13 protein-coding genes are annotated in these 16,408 nt (G+C 73.9%); 4 read left to right on the forward strand and 9 right to left on the reverse strand.

All coding sequences use genetic code 11. The annotated features are described in order from the left end of the window. Nucleotides 1–11: 11 nt before the first annotated feature. From KPF22_RS17245 to KPF22_RS17270, 6 genes are all read right to left on the reverse strand, one after another. Nucleotides 12–3,467, reverse strand: a complete 3,456-nt coding sequence (locus KPF22_RS17245; RefSeq protein ID WP_224402689.1) for a non-ribosomal peptide synthetase — start codon at nucleotides 3,465–3,467, stop codon at nucleotides 12–14. A 35-nt stretch (nucleotides 3,468–3,502) separates the two neighbouring features. Continuing rightward, nucleotides 3,503–3,910: an aspartate 1-decarboxylase gene (gene panD, locus KPF22_RS17250; RefSeq protein ID WP_178375031.1), complete on the reverse strand. Its 408-nt coding sequence runs from the start codon at nucleotides 3,908–3,910 to the stop codon at nucleotides 3,503–3,505. Between the two features lie 69 nt (nucleotides 3,911–3,979). Beyond that, nucleotides 3,980–4,189 carry an MbtH family protein gene (locus KPF22_RS17255; protein ID WP_208818556.1) on the reverse strand — a complete coding sequence of 70 codons (210 nt, stop codon included), beginning with the start codon at nucleotides 4,187–4,189 and terminating at the stop codon, nucleotides 3,980–3,982. Between the two features lie 78 nt (nucleotides 4,190–4,267). Beyond that, nucleotides 4,268–4,516: a hypothetical protein gene (locus KPF22_RS17260; protein ID WP_224402690.1), complete on the reverse strand. Its 249-nt coding sequence runs from the start codon at nucleotides 4,514–4,516 to the stop codon at nucleotides 4,268–4,270. Between the two features lie 312 nt (nucleotides 4,517–4,828). After that, complete coding sequence (locus tag KPF22_RS17265; RefSeq protein WP_224402691.1) at nucleotides 4,829–5,821, reverse strand: iron-siderophore ABC transporter substrate-binding protein; 993 nt, start codon at nucleotides 5,819–5,821, stop codon at nucleotides 4,829–4,831. Between the two features lie 573 nt (nucleotides 5,822–6,394). Continuing rightward, entirely contained in the window at nucleotides 6,395–7,051 is a 657-nt protein-coding gene (locus KPF22_RS17270; protein ID WP_224402692.1) for a TetR/AcrR family transcriptional regulator, read from the reverse strand. Nucleotides 7,052–7,129: 78 nt separating this feature from the next. Between KPF22_RS17270 and KPF22_RS17275 the strand changes: the two genes are divergently transcribed. Together KPF22_RS17275 and KPF22_RS17280 are read left to right on the forward strand one after the other, a co-directional pair. Further along, complete coding sequence (locus KPF22_RS17275) at nucleotides 7,130–8,623, forward strand: MFS transporter (RefSeq protein ID WP_224402693.1); 1,494 nt, start codon at nucleotides 7,130–7,132, stop codon at nucleotides 8,621–8,623. Nucleotides 8,624–8,786: 163 nt separating this feature from the next. Further along, a complete protein-coding gene (locus KPF22_RS17280; protein ID WP_208818553.1) occupies nucleotides 8,787–9,533 on the forward strand; it encodes a Crp/Fnr family transcriptional regulator in 747 nt (248 codons plus the stop codon). Between the two features lie 136 nt (nucleotides 9,534–9,669). Here the strand turns inward: KPF22_RS17280 and KPF22_RS17285 are convergent, their stop codons facing one another. After that, entirely contained in the window at nucleotides 9,670–12,540 is a 2,871-nt protein-coding gene (locus tag KPF22_RS17285; protein ID WP_208818552.1) for a BTAD domain-containing putative transcriptional regulator, read from the reverse strand. A 281-nt stretch (nucleotides 12,541–12,821) separates the two neighbouring features. Between KPF22_RS17285 and KPF22_RS33200 the strand changes: the two genes are divergently transcribed. After that, complete coding sequence (locus tag KPF22_RS33200) at nucleotides 12,822–13,151, forward strand: hydroxyisourate hydrolase (RefSeq protein ID WP_208818551.1); 330 nt, start codon at nucleotides 12,822–12,824, stop codon at nucleotides 13,149–13,151. Here KPF22_RS33200 and KPF22_RS17295 read toward each other — a convergent pair. Continuing rightward, nucleotides 13,084–13,365: an acyl-CoA carboxylase epsilon subunit gene (locus KPF22_RS17295; RefSeq protein ID WP_208818550.1), complete on the reverse strand. Its 282-nt coding sequence runs from the start codon at nucleotides 13,363–13,365 to the stop codon at nucleotides 13,084–13,086. The genes KPF22_RS33200 and KPF22_RS17295 overlap by 68 nt on opposite strands. Next, nucleotides 13,362–14,945, reverse strand: coding sequence for an acyl-CoA carboxylase subunit beta (locus tag KPF22_RS17300; RefSeq protein WP_374107497.1), 1,584 nt, complete (start codon nucleotides 14,943–14,945; stop codon nucleotides 13,362–13,364). The genes KPF22_RS17295 and KPF22_RS17300 overlap by 4 nt, the downstream gene beginning before the upstream one ends. Nucleotides 14,946–15,149: 204 nt before the next feature. Between KPF22_RS17300 and KPF22_RS17305 the strand changes: the two genes are divergently transcribed. Further along, nucleotides 15,150–16,391, forward strand: coding sequence for an NAD(P)/FAD-dependent oxidoreductase (locus tag KPF22_RS17305; RefSeq protein ID WP_224402694.1), 1,242 nt, complete (start codon nucleotides 15,150–15,152; stop codon nucleotides 16,389–16,391). Nucleotides 16,392–16,408: the final 17 nt, after the last annotated feature.

Raw genomic sequence — 16,408 nt, forward strand, 5'->3', positions numbered from 1 at the left:
TGGGCGGTGGCTCACCGCTCGGCCAGCGCCCGGTCGAGGTCGTCCTCGGCGAGGGACTCGATCTCGTCGACGACCTCGGCGACGGCGTCGACGCGCTCGGGCTCCTGCTCGCGCAGGGCCCGGCACAGCTCCCGCACCGTGGGGTGGGCGAACACCGTGCGTGCGGACACGGCGTCGGTGTCGAGCAGCTCCCGCAGCTGCGAGACGATCACCGTGACCAGCACCGAGTCCCCGCCGAGGGCGAACAGCGGCGTCTCGACGCCGACCGGGCCGTCGTGGTCGAGCACCTGCGCCCACACCCGGGCCACCACCCGCTCCAGCGCGGAGCCGGGCTCGACCCGGTCCGCGCCGGCCGCCACCCGCTCGGCGACGGCGGCCCGCACGGCCCGGCGGTCGATCTTCCCGTTCGTGGTCAGCGGCACCCGGTCCAGCGCGACGACGGCCCGCGGGACCATGTGCGGCGGCAGCGCCTCCGGGAGCGCGGCCGCGACGGCGTCGGGATCGGCGGTGCCGTGCACCGCGACCGCGAGCACCGCGTCGCCGACGACGACGGCGACCGCGCGGGCGACCCCGTCGACCGCGGCGGTGGCGGCCTCCACCTCTCCCAGCTCGACCCGGAAACCGTTGAGCTTGACCTGGTCGTCGCGGCGTCCGAGGAACTCCACGGTGCCGTCGGCCCGGTAGCGGGCGAGGTCGCCGGTGCGGTACCAGCGCCGTCCGTCGACGGTCAGGAAGCGGTCCGCGGAGCGGTCCGGGTCACCGCGGTAGCCGTGCGCCACCCCGGCGCCGCCGATCCACAGCTCGCCGGGCACGTGGTCGGGGGCGTCGCGGCCGAGGTGGTCGACGACGCGCAGCGCGACCCCGTCGAGCGGGGTGCCGTAGGGGACGCACCGCCAGTCCGGGTCGACGGCGCCGGGGCCGTCGCCGACCTCGGTGACGGTGGAGTGGATCGCGGTCTCGGTCGTCCCGCCGAGCCCGGCGAAGCCGCAGCCGGGCACCCGCTCGCGCAGCCGCCCGGGGAGGCCGGTGCCCACCCGGTCACCGCCGAGCAGGACCTGGCGCAGGGTGGGGCCGAGGTCGTGCCCGGTGGACAGCAGCGCGTCGAGCAGCGCGGGCACGCAGTTGAGGATCGTGACGCCGTGCTCGCGGATCGCGCCCGCCCAGTGGTCGGGGTCGCGCTGGGCGCCCTCGGGCAGGACGACGACGGCACCGCCGGTCCCGAGCACCGCGAACAGGTCGAACACCGACAGGTCGAAGTCGAGCGCGGAGACGGCGAGGGTCCGGTCGCCGCTGCCGATCCGGTAGCGGCGGACGAGGTCGTCGAGGGTGGCGACGGCGGCCCGGTGCGGGACCTCGACGCCCTTCGGCTCACCGGTGGAGCCGGAGGTGAACAGCAGGTAGGCGACCTGTTCCGGGTCGGGGGCGGCCGCCTCGGGCAGCGGCGCGTGCGCCAGCAGCTCGGCGAGGGTGACGCGGTCCTCCCCCGGCTCGGCGGTGATCGCCCACCGGTGTCCGGAGACCGCCCGGATCCGCTCGACCCGGGCGGGCGGCTGCTCCACGCCCAGCGGCACGTAGGTGCCGCCGGCGGCGAGCACCCCCAGCACCGCGACGACCTGTTCCGGTCCGCGGGGCAGCGTCACCGCGACCGGCTCGCCCGGTGCGACGCCGCGCTCGCGGAGCCCGGCCGCCACCCGCAGCGCCCGGTCGGCCAGCTCGGCGTGGCCCAGCACCCCGGAGCCGGCGACGACGGCGGGGGCGTCCCCGCGGGCGGCGGCGCCGGTGAAGAAGTCGTGGTGCAGCGGCCGCGCCGGCGGCAGGGCGGCGGTGGTGTTGACGCGCTCGCGGACGGCGAGCTGGTCGGCGGGCAGCAGCGCAGGGACGGGCACGGACCAGGTCCGCTCCTCACCCAGGCCGCGCACGAGGCGGCTGAACGCGGCGAACATGGCCTCGCCGACGCCGTCGGGCAGCAGGTCCGCGCGGACGTCCCAGTTGACCAGGAGCTGCCCGCCGACCTCGGTGATCTGCGCGTCCAGCAGGACCTGCGGCCCCTGCGAGATCATCCACACCGGGTCGCCGAACAGCGCCCGCGCCCGCTCGTCGAACAGCTCGCCGAGGTTCAGCCCGCTGGTGAACACCACCGGCGCCAGGACCTGCTCGCCCGCGCGGCGGCCGAGCTCGCGCAGCACCTCCACGCCGGAGAACGCGGCGTGCTCGGCGTCGGAGTGCAGCCGGTGCTGGACGGCGCGCGCCCGCTCCAGGAACGTCGCGGGCGTCGTGAGGTCGACCTCGAGCAGCACCGACCCCGTGAAGTCGCCGACGACCCGGTCGATCTCGGGGTGCACCGGGTCGCGGTCGAACAGCGGGACGTTCACCACGAACCGCGGCTGCGCGCTCCACGCGCCGACGACCTCGGCGTAGGCGGTGGCGATGACGGCGGCCGCGGTCAGGCCGTGGCGGCGGCACGCCGCGAACACCGCGTCCCGCTCGTCGCCGGCCAGGGTGAACGCGAGCCGCTGCGCGCGCGGGCGGCCGGTGCCGTGCTCGAGCGCAGGCAGCTCGGGCGCGCCGGGCAGCTCCGCGGCGCGACCCTCCCAGTAGGCGCGGGCGGCGGCGGACGCGGCCTGCCGGGCGCCCGGCCTGGCCTGCAGGTACTCCCGGTAGGTGACGCCGATCGGCTCGGTCTCGGGCGCGTCGAGGCACTGCTCGTAGCAGCGGGCCAGGTCGGCGAGCAGCACCCGGAAGCTGACGGCGTCGGCGGCGACCATGTCGACGTCGACGTGCAGCCGGGCGCCGTCGGGCAGCAGGCTCACCGCGACACGGAACACCTCGCCGCGCTCGATCGCGAGCATCTCGTGCGACATCGCGTCCCGGGTCGCGGCCAGGCGCTCGGCGCGCTCGGCGTCGCCCACCGTGCGCAGGTCGTGCACGGTGGGCGCGCCCTGACCGGTGGCGGGGAGGATCTCCTGGCGGCCGTTGTCGGTGATGCGGGCGCGCAGCATCGGGTGCCGGTCGACGAGCCGGCGCAGGGCGGCGGCCAGCCGGTCGGGGTCCAGGCCGGGGCCGTCGAACTCCAGGTACAGGTGCGGAGCCACCCCGCCCAGGGGCTGGGCCGGGTCGCGACCCGCCCAGTACGCGTGCTGGAGCAGGGCCAGCCCGAACTCGGCGTCCCCGTCGGTCCCGGCGGGCCTGCCGGCTCCGGCGGGCCGGTCGTCGGGGCCGTCCGTCGCCGGGGCGGCGTCGGGACGGCGCGCCAGCAGCGCGGCCCACGCCGCGACGGTCGGACGGGCGGCGAGGTCGCCGAACCCCACGTCGAACCCGTCGTCGCGCCAGCGCGAGACCAGGCGCATGAGCGCGATGGACTGCAGGCCGAGCTCGAACAGGTCGTCGTCGTCGCCGACGTCCTCGGGTTCCTCGTCGACGAGGCCGGCGATCAGCTCACGGAGCTCGTCGGTGGACACGGGGCTCATCAGGGGTGCTCCTCCTGCGCAGTGGTGGCGGACGCTCAGCGACCGGCGAGCTGGTCGAGGGCTCCGGGCACCGGCGCGGCGGGGTCGGTGTCGAGCTCGACGATCCGGTTGTGGGCGTCGACGTGGACGACGCGCGGCACGTGGTCGGCGACGGCGGACTGCGGGACCTGCTGGTAGGCGACGATGATCGTGAGGTCGCCGGGGTGGACGAGGTGTGCCGCGGCCCCGTTGACCCCGATCACGCCGGTGCCGCGCTCACCGGTGATGACGTAGGTCTCGAGACGGTTGCCGTTGTCGATGTCGAGGACCTGGACCTTCTCGCCCTCGACCAGCCCGGCCGCGTCCATGAGGTCCTCGTCGACGGTCAGCGAACCGACGTAGTGCAGGTCGGCCTGGGTGACCGTGGCGCGGTGGATCTTGCCGCTGAGCAGCGTGCGGTACACCTGCGGGACGACATCGGCGACGCCGGACATGGGGGTTCCTTCCGTTTCGGGGGGTGAGGGATGGGCCGGTCAGCCGGTGCGGTCGACCAGGCTGCGCGGACGCAGGTCGGTCCAGTGCTGCTCGACGTGCGCGAGGCAGGACGCGCGGTCGGCCGGACCGTGCGCGACCTGCCAGCCCGCGGGTACGGCGGCGAACGCGGGCCACAGGGAGTACTGGCCCTCGTCGTTGACCAGGGCGTGGAACGTCCCGGTCTCGTCGTCGAACGGGTTCACGGACATGGCTGTCTCCTCGGTCGTCCGGTCGGGTCGGGTCAGCGCGCGGCGCGGCCTGCGGGACGCGGGCGGCCACTTCCGGCATCACGCAGAGTGATCAGATCCGCCAGGAGTCAGACCTGCCGCGTGGCGCCCTCGGGACGTGCCGTGGTGCCACCCGGACGGGTCGCGGCGCTCGACGACGCCGCCGGTCATCCGACCGCCACCGGCCACCGACCGGTCGTGCACGGGTGGTGCGATCGCGACGCCCGGCTCGGCCGGTCCGGACCCGATGCCCAGGACGTGGAGGTTCTCCTGGTCGGTACGGGTTCGTACGCCCACGGGGTCGGCCATCACGGTCCTTCGCACAAGGTCGGCTGCGCTGTTCTAAGGCGAGGCTAACTTCAACACGAGGAGCACCGTCCCGCCTAGAGAGTGACATCACCCGAAACCCGCACACCGCCCGAATCCGCAGGTCGGACCCTCGCCCCGGAGACGTTGTCACTCGTTCGAGTGAACGCTGCCCGGCGTTGGCGTTACGTCATCGAGGTGTGCCGGACCCGCCCGTTCGCCGGGCCCGCGGACGGCACCCTCCGGACACGACGGCGGCCGGCACCGGAACACCGGCGCCGGCCGCTGTGGACGGACGGGGGGCGACTCCTCGGGCTACCGGGACACGGCGTCCGACAGGCGGGGGGCGATCCGGTCGACGATCCACGGGATCGACAGCGGGGAGGGGTTGCGCAGCCCGATGAACTCGTCGTAGTCGTAGTTCACGACGGCCCCGCGCTGCACCACCGGCAGCCGCTCGAACAGCGGGTTCTGCTCGAGCGTCCTGCGTGCCTCCGCGTCGCCGCCGTCGAACAGGACGAGGGCGTCCGCGTCGAGCGAGGCGATCTGCTCGGAGGAGAGCTGCACGCCGAACGACTCCCCCTTCGGCAGCGCGAGGATCTGCGGCGACAGCGACAGCCCCAGCGCCGTGGGCACCGAGTTCATCGCGTCGTCCGGGTCTCGCAGCGCGGTCACCGCGCCGGGCTGCACGAAGCCGAAGGTGTAGGTGGCCCCCTGCAGGGCCGGGTGCGCCGCCCGCGTCTCGTCGAGCTTCGTCTGCACCCGGCCGATGACCTGCTCGGCGTCGGCCTGCCGGCCGAGCGCCGTCGCGAGCTGCGTCGTCATCTCCTGCCAGGTGTCCTGGGCCGGACCCTTCTGGTAGCCGATCGTCGGCGCGATGGCACTGAGCTGGGGATAGGACTTCTCCAGGGCGAAGTAGCCCGGAGCGAAGATCAGGTCCGGCTTCAGGGCCGCGACCTGCTCGATGTCCACCTCGGTGGCCTCGCCGGTCACGGGGAGCACCTCGACGTCCGAGACTCCCTGGGCCTGCGACGTCCACGGGGCGAGACCGGACTCGCTACCGCTGGAGGACGCTCCGACGACGGGTGCGTCGAGGGCCAGCGCGACATCGACCCCGGTGGGTCCGAGGGCCACGATCCGCGCCACGCCCGGCGGCACCGTCGTGGTGCCGAGTGCGTGGGTGACCGTGACCGAGCCCTGGGCGGTGTCGGGGGCGCCGGAGGGCCCGCTGCCGCAGGCGACGGTCCCGGAGAGCAGTGCGCCGCACACGGCGGCACCGAGGAAGACCCGGCGACTTAAGTTAGGCATACCTCTTAAGCTACGCAGGAAGGATTCCCCGGGGAAGATCCGGGGCGGCATCGGTGCCGTGCCGCGCCCGTCACAACGGTCCGGTGAGGACGTGCCCGCGGACGGTGGCCCCATGGACGCGGGAGCCCGGTCGACGGGCACCGTCGCCACGGCGTCGGTCGGGCGGACGGGGCCGCCCGACCGAGGTCGTGCCGTGGTCCAGCTCGCCAGGACCACCGCGGCGAGAGGAGACCAGGGCATGGACGCAACGAGTGCGCCGCCACGGTCCCGGCCCCGCGACCGGCGGGCCGAGATCCTGGCCGCCGCCACCCGGTGGCACGAGTGGCTGGCGCTGGAGACGACCCGTGCCCTGCGCCATCCCGGCGGCGACGACGACGCGCTCCGGCGGCTGCCCGATGCCGACGCCGCGTCGCTCGTCACGACCGCGAAGACGGCCGCGAAGACGATCGTCGACGACTGCGCGCGGATCCCGCACTTCCGGCCCCACCCGACGGTGGCGGGCGAGCTCGCCCGCGCCGCCCTGACCGCACTCGGACTGCCCGTCGCTCACGGAGACACCGGGACGCACGGCGGCTACGGGACCACCGACGCCCGACCGGCCGTGGCGCGACCACGCCCGTGCGGCTGCCGCTCGCGGAGCGAACACAGCAGCCCGTGGAAGGCGTTCCAGACGGCTTCCCCGTCCCCCGCACCCCCGGACTCGGCCAGCCACAGCGCGGACTCGTTCATCGCGCCGGACAGCAGCCGGGTCAGCGGCTCGACGGGCTGGGACACGATCACCCCGTCGTCGACGAGCTGCTGCAGCGACTCCGCCAGATGACGCGCGGAGGTCTGTTCGTCCAGCCGGCGCCACTCCGACCAGCCGAGGACGGCGGGCCCGTCGATGAGCATGATCCGCGACAGCTCCGGGTCGTTGGACACCGAGAGGAACGCCTGGCAGCCGGCGACGAACGAGGTCCAGGGGTCCGCGTCGGAGGAGACCGATGTGGACACCCGGTCGGCCACCTCCGCCTGGACCTGGGCCAGGACCTCGCGGAACAGGCCGATCTTGCCGTCGAAGCTGTGGTAGAGGGCGCCCTTGGTGACGCCCGCGGCGGCCACGATCTCGGCCAGTCCGACCGCGCCGTAGCCGCGCTGCGCGAACAACGTCCGCGCCTCGTGGATCAAGGCCTTCCGCGTCTGCTCCCGTTGCCGGATCCGCACTCCGGTCATGGACCCTCCCGAACTCATGTACCGACGGTATGTGAATGTGCTACGGTCTTCTCGTACGTACCGATGGTACGCCAAATCTCCCCAAGGAGTCCTGTCATGACCACCGTCGCGCCTCGCGAGCAGCGCGCCGGTACCCGCGAATGGCTCGGCCTCGCGGTACTGGCACTGCCCACCCTCCTCGTCTCGATGGACGTCAGCGTCCTGCACCTGGCCGGCCCGGCCATCACCCTGGACCTCGGCGCCACGGCGCAGCAGATGCTGTGGATCATCGACATCTACGGCTTCATGATCGCCGGCCTGCTGGTCACGATGGGCAGCCTGGGCGACCGCATCGGGCGCCGGAAGCTGCTGCTCATCGGTGCGGCCGCCTTCGGCGTCGCGTCGATCGTCGCCGCGCTGGCCACCACGCCGGAGGCACTGCTGATCAGCCGGGCCGCCCTGGGCATCGCCGGCGCGACCCTGATGCCCTCCACCCTGTCGCTGATCAGCGCGATGTTCGCCGACCCGCGCCAGCGGGGCATGGCCATCGGACTGTGGGTCACCATGTTCTCGGTCGGCATCGCGCTCGGCCCGGTGATCGGTGGTGCACTGCTGCAGGTCTTCTGGTGGGGATCGGTCTTCCTGATCGCGGTCCCGGTCATGGCGCTGCTGCTCGTCGCCGGGCCGCTGCTGCTGCCGGAGTACCGCGCCCCGGAGGCGGACCCGATCGACCTGGTGAGCGTCGCCCTGTCCCTCGGCGCGATCATGCCCGTCGTCTACGGCCTCAAGGAGCTGGCGGTCGGCGGCAACACCGTCGTCGCCACGGGCGCGATCGTCGTCGGCGCGGCGCTCGGCTACGTCTTCGCCCGCCGGCAGCGCCGCCTGACCACACCGCTGATCGACCTCACCCTGTTCCGCAGCCCTGCGTTCAGCACCGCGGCGGTGGCGATGCTGATGGCGATGTTCGTCGCCGGTGGCACCTACCTCTACGTCACCCAGTACCTGCAGCTGGCCCAGGGCCAGTCCCCCATGACGGCCGGCCTCTGGCTGCTCCCCGCGGCACTCGGGCTGATCGTGACCTCGATGGCCGCCCCGGCCCTGGCCGGTCGCTTCGCCCCGGCACACATCGTCGCCGGCGGTCTGCTGATCTCCATCGTCGGGCACCTGATGCTCGCCACCGTCGGCCCCGACAGCGCCCTGTGGGTGGCCGTGGTCGGCTTCAGCCTGACCTACGCCGGTGGCGGACCGCTGATCGCCCTGGGAACCGACCTGATCGTCGGGTCCTCCCCGCCGGAGAAGGCGGGCTCCGCGGCCGCGGTCTCCGAGACCAGCACCGAGCTCGGCATGGCACTCGGCGTCGCCGTGCTCGGTGCGCTCGGCACGTTCGTCTACCGGACCCAGCTCGCGGACGCACCGGTCGCGGGTGGCACCGACACCTTCGCCGGCACCGTCGAGGCCGCCGGAGGACTGCCCGGTGCCGAGGGCGCGGAGCTGGTCGCGGCCGGAACCCAGGCCTTCACCTCGGCGCTCTCGACGATCGGCCTCGTCAGCGCCGTGCTCTCCGCGGTGATGGCCGTGGCCATCGTGCTCGGGCTGCGCAGCAGGAGCTGACCGCCCCGGCGCGGGCACGCCGACCGGACACACCCGATCGTCACCATCACGCCCGTACCGGACATACAACTCGATAGGGCACCGATAGCCCACACACCTACCGTCGGACGTACCGAACTCACCGCCCAGACCGGGCAGGAGTCCGAGAAGCCATGGAGGCGCTGTGGGGGACCTCGCGCAGGTGCTGGTGGGGCAGCTGGAGCCGTTGCCGAGCCGTCGTCCCGGGAGCACCGGGACGACGGCCCGGACGGAGTTCCCGGAACTGCTCGGCGATCTCGTCCGGAGAGGGCAGCTCTCCTACACACGGACGTCGTTCGCCGGGGGGAGCACCGTCTACCGCGGACAGCATCCCGACGAGTCGATCTACCTCGTCCTCGCGGGACGGGTGAAGACCATCGTGCACTCCCGGTCGGGCAAGATGTGCCTGCTCCGCATCTACGGTGCCGGGGAGGTCGTCGGCGAGCTCGCCCTCCTCGACGGGGCACGCACCGAGACGGCCGTGGCGATGGACCCGGTGGACATGCTGCGCTTCTCCGCCGAGGCGCTCTTCCGCGCCCTGGACGGACGGGTACTCCACCGGCACCTCATCCAGCACCTCGCGGGCCGGCTGGCCGAACAGCAGACCTCCATCAGCCACCTCGTGACCGATGACAGCGAGCAACGGCTGGGCGTGACCCTGCTCGACCTCGCCGACAGGCTGGGACGCCCGGGGCCCGCCGGGGTCACCATCCACGACCGCATCACGCAGGAGGAGCTGGCGCACATCGTCGGCACCACCCGGTCACGGATCGGGTACTTCCTGCGCCGCTTCGAGGAGGCGGGAGCGGTCGAGTTCCGCACCGGGCGCGTCCTGCGGGTGCGTCCGGCAGCCCTGCGCTTCTACCTCGACGCCCGAGCCGACGCCGGCTGACCGCTCCGGACCGCCGGACGCGGTCGCCACCACCACGAAGGAGCCAGCTGGTCATGACGCACACCCCCACCGGATCCATCACCGCCCCGCGACGGCCGCGCAACACGGTCTGGGACTGACCGTGCCGCCTCCGGGGTCAGGTCGGCGGCCGCGTACCGCCCGCCTCCCCTCCGGGGGTGTCCGCACGCGCCGCCGCCACCGCGGATCGGCACCGCTGCTCCAGCAGCGGCAGGCCGCTCCCCTCGACCACCCGCAGCGCCTCGACGGCCGCCGCGGCGGCCGCACCACGGTCGCCGAGGCGCAGGTCCAGCCGACCGATCGCGAGCAGCGCGTGGGCCCGCATCCGCTTCTCCCCCAGGGTCGCCGCGAGCGCCGCGGCCTGCTCGAACGAGCGCCGCGCCGCGACCGGGTCACCTCGCTGCTCCAGTGCCTCGCCCAGCCCGACCATCCCGTGCAGCGCCGCCGACCGGTCGTCGACGGCGCGGGCGAAAGTGAGCACCTCGGCGAACAGCGCCTCCGCGGTCTCGCCCTCGCCACGCCGGAGGTGGACGAGCCCGCGGCGGTGGGTGATCTGCGCGGCGAGCCTGCGGTTGGGCAGATCCTCCGCCGCGCGTGCGGCGCCCTCGATGACGGCCAGGGCCTCGTCGACCCGACCGGTGTCCATGGCGAGCTGGGCCAGGTTGGCCAGGACGTGGGCCTCACCGGAGTGGTCGCCGTGCGAACGCAGGACCGCGAGCGCGGCCCGCGACCGCGCACCCGAGCCGTCGTAGTCCCCGGTGAGCCGGTCGAGGATGGCGAGATTGCGGCCCACGAGCGCCCCGCCGTAGTCGTCGGCGAGCTCGGCGAACAGCGCCGAGGACCGGTCGAGGTCGGCCCGCGCACTGCCGTAGTGCTGCTCGAACAGCTCGAGCGACCCGAGCGAGTAGCGGACCGCCGCCTCGCCGCGACGGTCACCCGCCCGGACCACCGCGCTCAGCGCGGTGAGGTGGGTGGACCGCCACTCGTCGTAGAACCCGTAGGCCTCGAACAGCACGACCGCGGTGACCGCGAGGGACCAGCACTCCGTGTGCAGCCCCAGGGCCGACGCCTGGGAGACGGTGGCGACCAGTGCGGCCCGTTCGCGGCGCAGCCACACGAGCGGTTCGGCGAGCAGCCGGTCGGTGATCCGGCCGTCCAGCACCGTCCGCGGCCCGTCGCCGCGCAGCAGCAGGTCCCCGCCGTACTCGTGCAGGTGGGTCAGCTCGACCAGCCGGAGGAAGGCCCGCACCACACGGGTGATGGCCTCGACGCGCCCGGACGCCGTCTCCTCGGCCATCGCCCGCTCCCGGGCGAAGAGCCGGACCAGCTCGTGCAGCCGGAACTGCCCGGACAGCGGCTCGTCCGCGTCGACCGCGACGATCTCGAGCAGGTGCAGCTCGACGAGCTCGTCGAGGCGACCCTCCGCCGTGCGGGCATCGCAGCCCAGCAGCACCGCGCACGTCCACCCGCCGATCCGGGGGCTGTCGAGCAGCGACAGCAGCCGCAGCAGCCGGCGGGTCTCCGGGGCCAGCGACTCGTAGGTCAGCAGCAGGCTCCCCCGCACTGCCATGTCCCCGTGCTGGAGCTCGTCCAGCTGCGCCGAGTCGTCGGCCAACCGCGCGCACATGGCACGCAGGGTCCAGTGCGGCCGAGCCGCGAGGCGGGCCGCCGCGATCCGCACCGCGAGCGGGAGGTGCCCGCAGTACCGCGCCAGGGTGCTCGCGGCGTCGGGGTCGGCCCGGATGCGCTCGCTCCCGAGGATGCGCTCCAGCAGCGCCTGCGACTCCGCCGGGGCGAAGGCCCCGATCTCGAACCGGGTCGCCCCCGGCAGCGCGGTCAGGCGGCGTCTGCTCGTGACGATCAGGGCGCTGCACGAGTCCGGAGGGATCAGCGGGAGCAGCTGGGACTCGATGGTGGCGTCGTCGACGACGATCAGGACCGAACGGCCGGCGATGCGTTCGTGGAAGGCCGCCTGCCGCTCCTCGGACGACTCCGGGATGGAGTTGGGCGGGGTACCCAGCGCGCGCAGGAAGCGCTCGAGCGCCCGGTCCGTCCCCGCCGGATCGCTGCCGATCGAGGCGTAGAACCGGCCGTCGGGGAACCTCTCGGCGATGCGGTGGGCGAGGTGCAGCGCCAGCGCGGACTTGCCGACCCCGCCGTGACCGGACAGGACGAGCACCGCGGCGCCGGTCCCGTTGCGGGCTCCCCCGTGGACCGCGGCGAGCATGTCCCGGACCGCGTCGTCCCGTCCCGTGAAGTCACCGACGCCCGCCGGGAGCATCGCGGGAGCCGGGGCGGGGGCCGTCGCCGGGGACTGCCCCCGCAGCAGCGAGGTGTCGCCGCGCAGGATCGCGGCCTCCAGCGAGCGCAGCGGTTCCGCGGGCTCGATGCCGAGCTCGGCGATCGACACGTCACGGGCGCGCCGGTACTCCCGCAGCGCGTCGGCCTGCCTGCCCGCCCCGAACAGGGCCAGCATGAGCTGGCTGCGCATCTGCTCGCGCAGCGGGTAGTCCAGGATCTCGCGGCTGAGGAGGGGAACCAGCTCCGAGTGCCTGCCCCCCGACAGCATCAGCGCGGCCAGCTCCTCGACGACGATCGCGCGGCTCTCCTCGAGCACCACCGCCCGGTCACGCACCACGGGGCTGGTGATCTCCGGGAGGACGACGGGACCCCGCCACAGGTCGAGCGACCCGCGCAGGACGGTGACCGCCTCCGCGATCCGGCCGGACCGCACGAGTTCGCGGGCGCGGTCGACGGCACGCTCGAACTCCAGCCGGTCCAGCTCGGCCCCGCCCGGTTCGAGCGCGTACCCGGACCGCCGGGTGACGATCCGGGCGCTGCTCGTCCCCAGGCGCTGCCGCAGGTGCGAGACACAGATCTGGATCTGGCTGCGGGCCGTCGCCGGCGGGGCGTCCGGCCACACCGCGTCGACGAGCCGTTCGGTGGAGACCGCCGCCGGGCACTCGAGGAGCAGGCATGCGAGGACCACCTGGAGTCGTGGACCTCCCGGATCGACGACGTCACCCGTCACGCGCTGGACGTCGAGAGCACCGAGAACCCTCAGCCGCACCGACGCCCCCCATGGCCACTGCCGCGATCCGTCGTGAAACCGTCACCGACAGTAGAGAGATCGTCTACAGAAGTCCACGAACGAGTGGTGCACATCGGACGAAACGTCGGCCCGTTTCCCACGTCCGTCCGCCTCGACCCGTCATCCCTGAGCCGAACGGTCGCATCGGCTCACCCGTTCGGAGAGGTGTTCCGGTGTCGGTGACGGTCCAGGTGTACGACCTGCTCCACGGCCGTCCGGCGGTGGAGCTGCACGCCCGGGTGGAGCATGAGGTGAGCGGCCGGTGGGAGGTCGTCGACACCACGCTGACCGACGGCTCGGGCGTGCTGACCGGGGCGGCCCCCCACCGGCACCGCCGGGCGGTACGCGTCGTCCTCGACACCCGTCGCTACTTCGCCGCGCAGGGGGTCTGCTGCACGACCGACGACGTGACGGTGAACGCCGGGACCGTCGGTCCCGGCGTCACCCGGACCGTCGTCCTCCAGATCGCCCCGCACGGGTACGCGGTCTGGGCCGGCCAGACCGGGTGAGCGGCGGTCGCCTGCCGGACGGCGTCCGGCCCGGGCGCGCAGGCCGTCCGGGTCCGCGACGGCGCGAGCGCGCGGCCGGTCGCGGGGCGAGCCGCCGCGGCACGCACGGCGCCACCGGGGTCAGCGCCGCCAGCACGGCGACGAGTGCCGCCAGCTCGTCGTCGGTGGGAGTACCGCGCACCACCCGCAGGTCGACCGCCTGCCGGCCGCTCACTGCGGCGGGTTCCCGTGCCGGGCGGCCTCGCCGACGTGCTTGTCGTGCAGCATGTCCAGCGTCCGGTGGAGCAGCCGACGGGTGTCCCGCGGGTCGATCACGTCGTCCACCAGGCCGCGTTCGGCCGCGTAGTACGGGTGCACCAGCTCCTCCCGGTACTCGGCCGTCCGCCGGACGCGGACGTCCTCCGGATCGTCCGCGGTATCGATCTCCCGGCGGAAGATGACGTTGGCGGCCCCGTCGGGGCCCATGACCGCCACCTCGTTGCCCGGCCACGCGAAGGACACGTCGCACCCGATGGAGCGGGAGTCCATCACGATGTAGGCCCCGCCGTAGGCCTTGCGCAGGATGACCTGGATCCGGGGCACCGTGGCGGCGCAGTAGGCGTAGAGCAGCTTGGCGCCGTGCCGGATGATCCCGCCGTGCTCCTGACGGGTACCGGGCATGAACCCGGGCACGTCGACGAGCGTGACCAGCGGGATGTTGAACACGTCGCAGGTACGGACGAATCGGGCCGCCTTCTCCGAGGCCGGGATGTCGAGGGCGCCCGCCTGCACGAGCGGCTGGTTCGCGACGATCCCCACGACCCGCCCGCCGATCCGCGCGAGGGTGCACAGGACGTTGGGGGCCCAGAACTCGTGGAGCTCCATGTGCTCGCCGTCGTCGACGATCTCCTCGACGACCTCCCGCATGTCGTAGAGCTTCGACGGGTCGGCCGGCACCAGGTCCAGGAGCCGCTCGCAGACCCGCCCGGGCGGGTCCTCGACCCGTGTCGCGGGCGGGGCCTCGTCCCCGTGGGCGGGCAGCAGCGCCACCAGATGGCGGACGTCGAGCAGGCAGGACCGCTCGTCGTCGTGCACGAAGGTGGCCACGCCGGTCGTGGCGTGCACGTCGGCGCCACCCAGGGCGTCGTGCCCGATCTGCTCGCCGGTCACCGCCGCGACGACGTCGGGCCCGGTGACGAACATCTGGGCCACGTCACGGACCATGAACACGAAGTCGGTGAGGGCCGGCGAGTACGCGGCCCCGCCCGCGCACGGACCCAGCATGACGCTGATCTGCGGGATCACCCCGGAGGCGGCCACGTTGCGCCGGAAGATCCCGCCGTAGCCCGCCAGTGCCGTCACCCCCTCCTGGATGCGCGCGCCGGCCCCGTCGTTGAGTGACACGAGCGGGGCGCCGGCGGACAGCGCCAGGTCCATCACCTTGTGGATCTTCTCGGCGTGCGCCTCGCCCAGCGAGCCCCCGAAGATCCGGAAGTCGTGGGCGTAGGCGAAGACCGTGCGCCCGTGCACCGTGCCCCACCCGGCGACGACGCCGTCGGTCTCGGGGCGCCTGCGGTCCATCCCGAACGCGCTCGCCCGGTGCCGGCGCATCGCCTCCACCTCGACGAACGATCCCTCGTCGAACAGCAGGTCCAGCCGCTCGCGCACGGTCAGCTTCCGGCGCGCGTGCTGGCGGGCGGTGGCCTCGGCGTCGCCCGCGACGACGGCCTCCCGCCGCCGGTGCAGCTCGTCGACCAGTCCGCGCAGGGTGGGTGGCGCCGCACGGTCGGGCGGACGGTTCTCCAGGACGGTCACGGGGCCGCTCCTCTCGGTTGCACGGTTCGCGCGGCCCGACGCTAGGACGCGGCGGGCCGGTGCCCTGCGCAGTTCTGAGCAGCCTCGCGGCGGTCCGCGGCGACGCACAGTTCTGAGCGGCCGCCCGTGCCGGGGATGCGTACCAACTGCACCGGAACCCGTTCGGGCAGCTCGCCCGGCGTCCGACCGACAAGGAGCACCAGCATGTACGACGCGATCATCGTGGGAGCCCGGTGCGGGGGGTCCCCGCTGGCCATGTTGCTGGCCCGCCGCGGCCACCGCGTGCTGGTCCTCGACCGCGCCGCGCTGCCCTCGGACACCGTGTCGACCCACTACCTCCACCAGGCGGGTCTGGCGCGGCTGCAGGCGTGGGGCCTGCTCGACGAGGTCGTCGCCGCGGGCACGCCGGCGTCCCGGTCGATGCACTACGCCCACCGCGACGTCACGATGATCGGCTTCGCCGACCCCGTCGACGGGATCGACGCGGTCTACTGCCCGCGCCGGGTCGTCCTGGACGAGATCCTGGTCAACGCCGCGCGCCGGGCGGGGGCGGAGGTCGTCGACGGCGTCACCGTGACCGACGTGATCTGGGACGAGGGCCTCGTGGTCGGGGTGCGGGGGCGGTCGGCCTCCGGTGTCGACCACGAGTTCCGGGGCGCCCTGGTCGTCGGCGCCGACGGTGCCCACTCGACGGTCGCGAAGCGCGTCGGCGCGGAGACCTACAACGTCCGTCCGGCCGCGGGCTTCACCTACTACTCCTACTTCGAGGGACTCGACGACTGGGGCCTGCACCACCGGACCGGGCACCACGGGACCTGGGCCGGCACCTGGCCCACCAACGGCGGCCAGCTCGTCGCCGTGATCGGCCGCAAGGAGCTGCTGCGCGAGTTCCGCCAGGACGTGCCCCGCCACTTCCAGGCCGTGCTGGACGATGTCGCCCCCGAGCTCGGCGAGCAGATGCGCGACCGCGGGCGGGCGCTCGAGCCGCTGGTCCCGATGCGGTACCCGGACAACTTCTACCGGCAGGCCTCGGGCCCGGGCTGGGCGCTGGTCGGCGACGCGGGCTACCACAAGGACCCGCTGACCGGCTGGGGCATCACCGACGCGTTCCTGCAGGCGGAGATGCTCGCGGACGCGGTGACGCGGTCGGCGTCCGGGGAGACCGACCCGTCCGCGGCGCTCGCAAAGTACGGCAAGCGCCGCGACGAGGACACCGCGGTGCTCTACGACTACACGACCACCGTGGCCGAGCTCGCGGAGCTGCCGCCCTTCTTCCAGGCGGTCCTGGAGGCCGCCGGGTCCAGCGAGAAGTGGACCCGGGCGATGCTCGGCTGGATCGCGGGCGGGGTCCCCGACCACGAGATCTTCTCCCCCGAGGGCCTCCAGTCCCTCTACGACGACGCCGGGCTCCCCGAGGAGCGGCGCGTCTACGACCCCACGGCCTGACCTCCACCAGCCCGCCG

Origin of the sequence: Pseudonocardia sp. ICBG1034 (assembly GCF_020131375.1) — a bacterium.
Lineage (GTDB): Bacteria > Actinomycetota > Actinomycetes > Mycobacteriales > Pseudonocardiaceae > Pseudonocardia > Pseudonocardia alni.

Excerpts from the sequence above, each read along its gene's own strand:
- KPF22_RS17245 (WP_224402689.1), bottom strand. The coding sequence starts at position 3,467 with ATGAGCCCCGTGTCCACCGACGAGCTCCGTGAGCTGATCGCCGGCCTC.
- KPF22_RS17255 (WP_208818556.1), bottom strand. The coding sequence starts at position 4,189 with ATGTCCGTGAACCCGTTCGACGACGAGACCGGGACGTTCCACGCCCTG.
- KPF22_RS17260 (WP_224402690.1), bottom strand. The coding sequence starts at position 4,516 with ATGGCCGACCCCGTGGGCGTACGAACCCGTACCGACCAGGAGAACCTC.
- KPF22_RS17265 (WP_224402691.1), bottom strand. The coding sequence starts at position 5,821 with ATGCCTAACTTAAGTCGCCGGGTCTTCCTCGGTGCCGCCGTGTGCGGC.
- KPF22_RS17270 (WP_224402692.1), bottom strand. The coding sequence starts at position 7,051 with ATGAGTTCGGGAGGGTCCATGACCGGAGTGCGGATCCGGCAACGGGAG.
- KPF22_RS17275 (WP_224402693.1), top strand. The coding sequence starts at position 7,130 with ATGACCACCGTCGCGCCTCGCGAGCAGCGCGCCGGTACCCGCGAATGG.
- KPF22_RS17305 (WP_224402694.1), top strand. The coding sequence starts at position 15,150 with ATGTACGACGCGATCATCGTGGGAGCCCGGTGCGGGGGGTCCCCGCTG.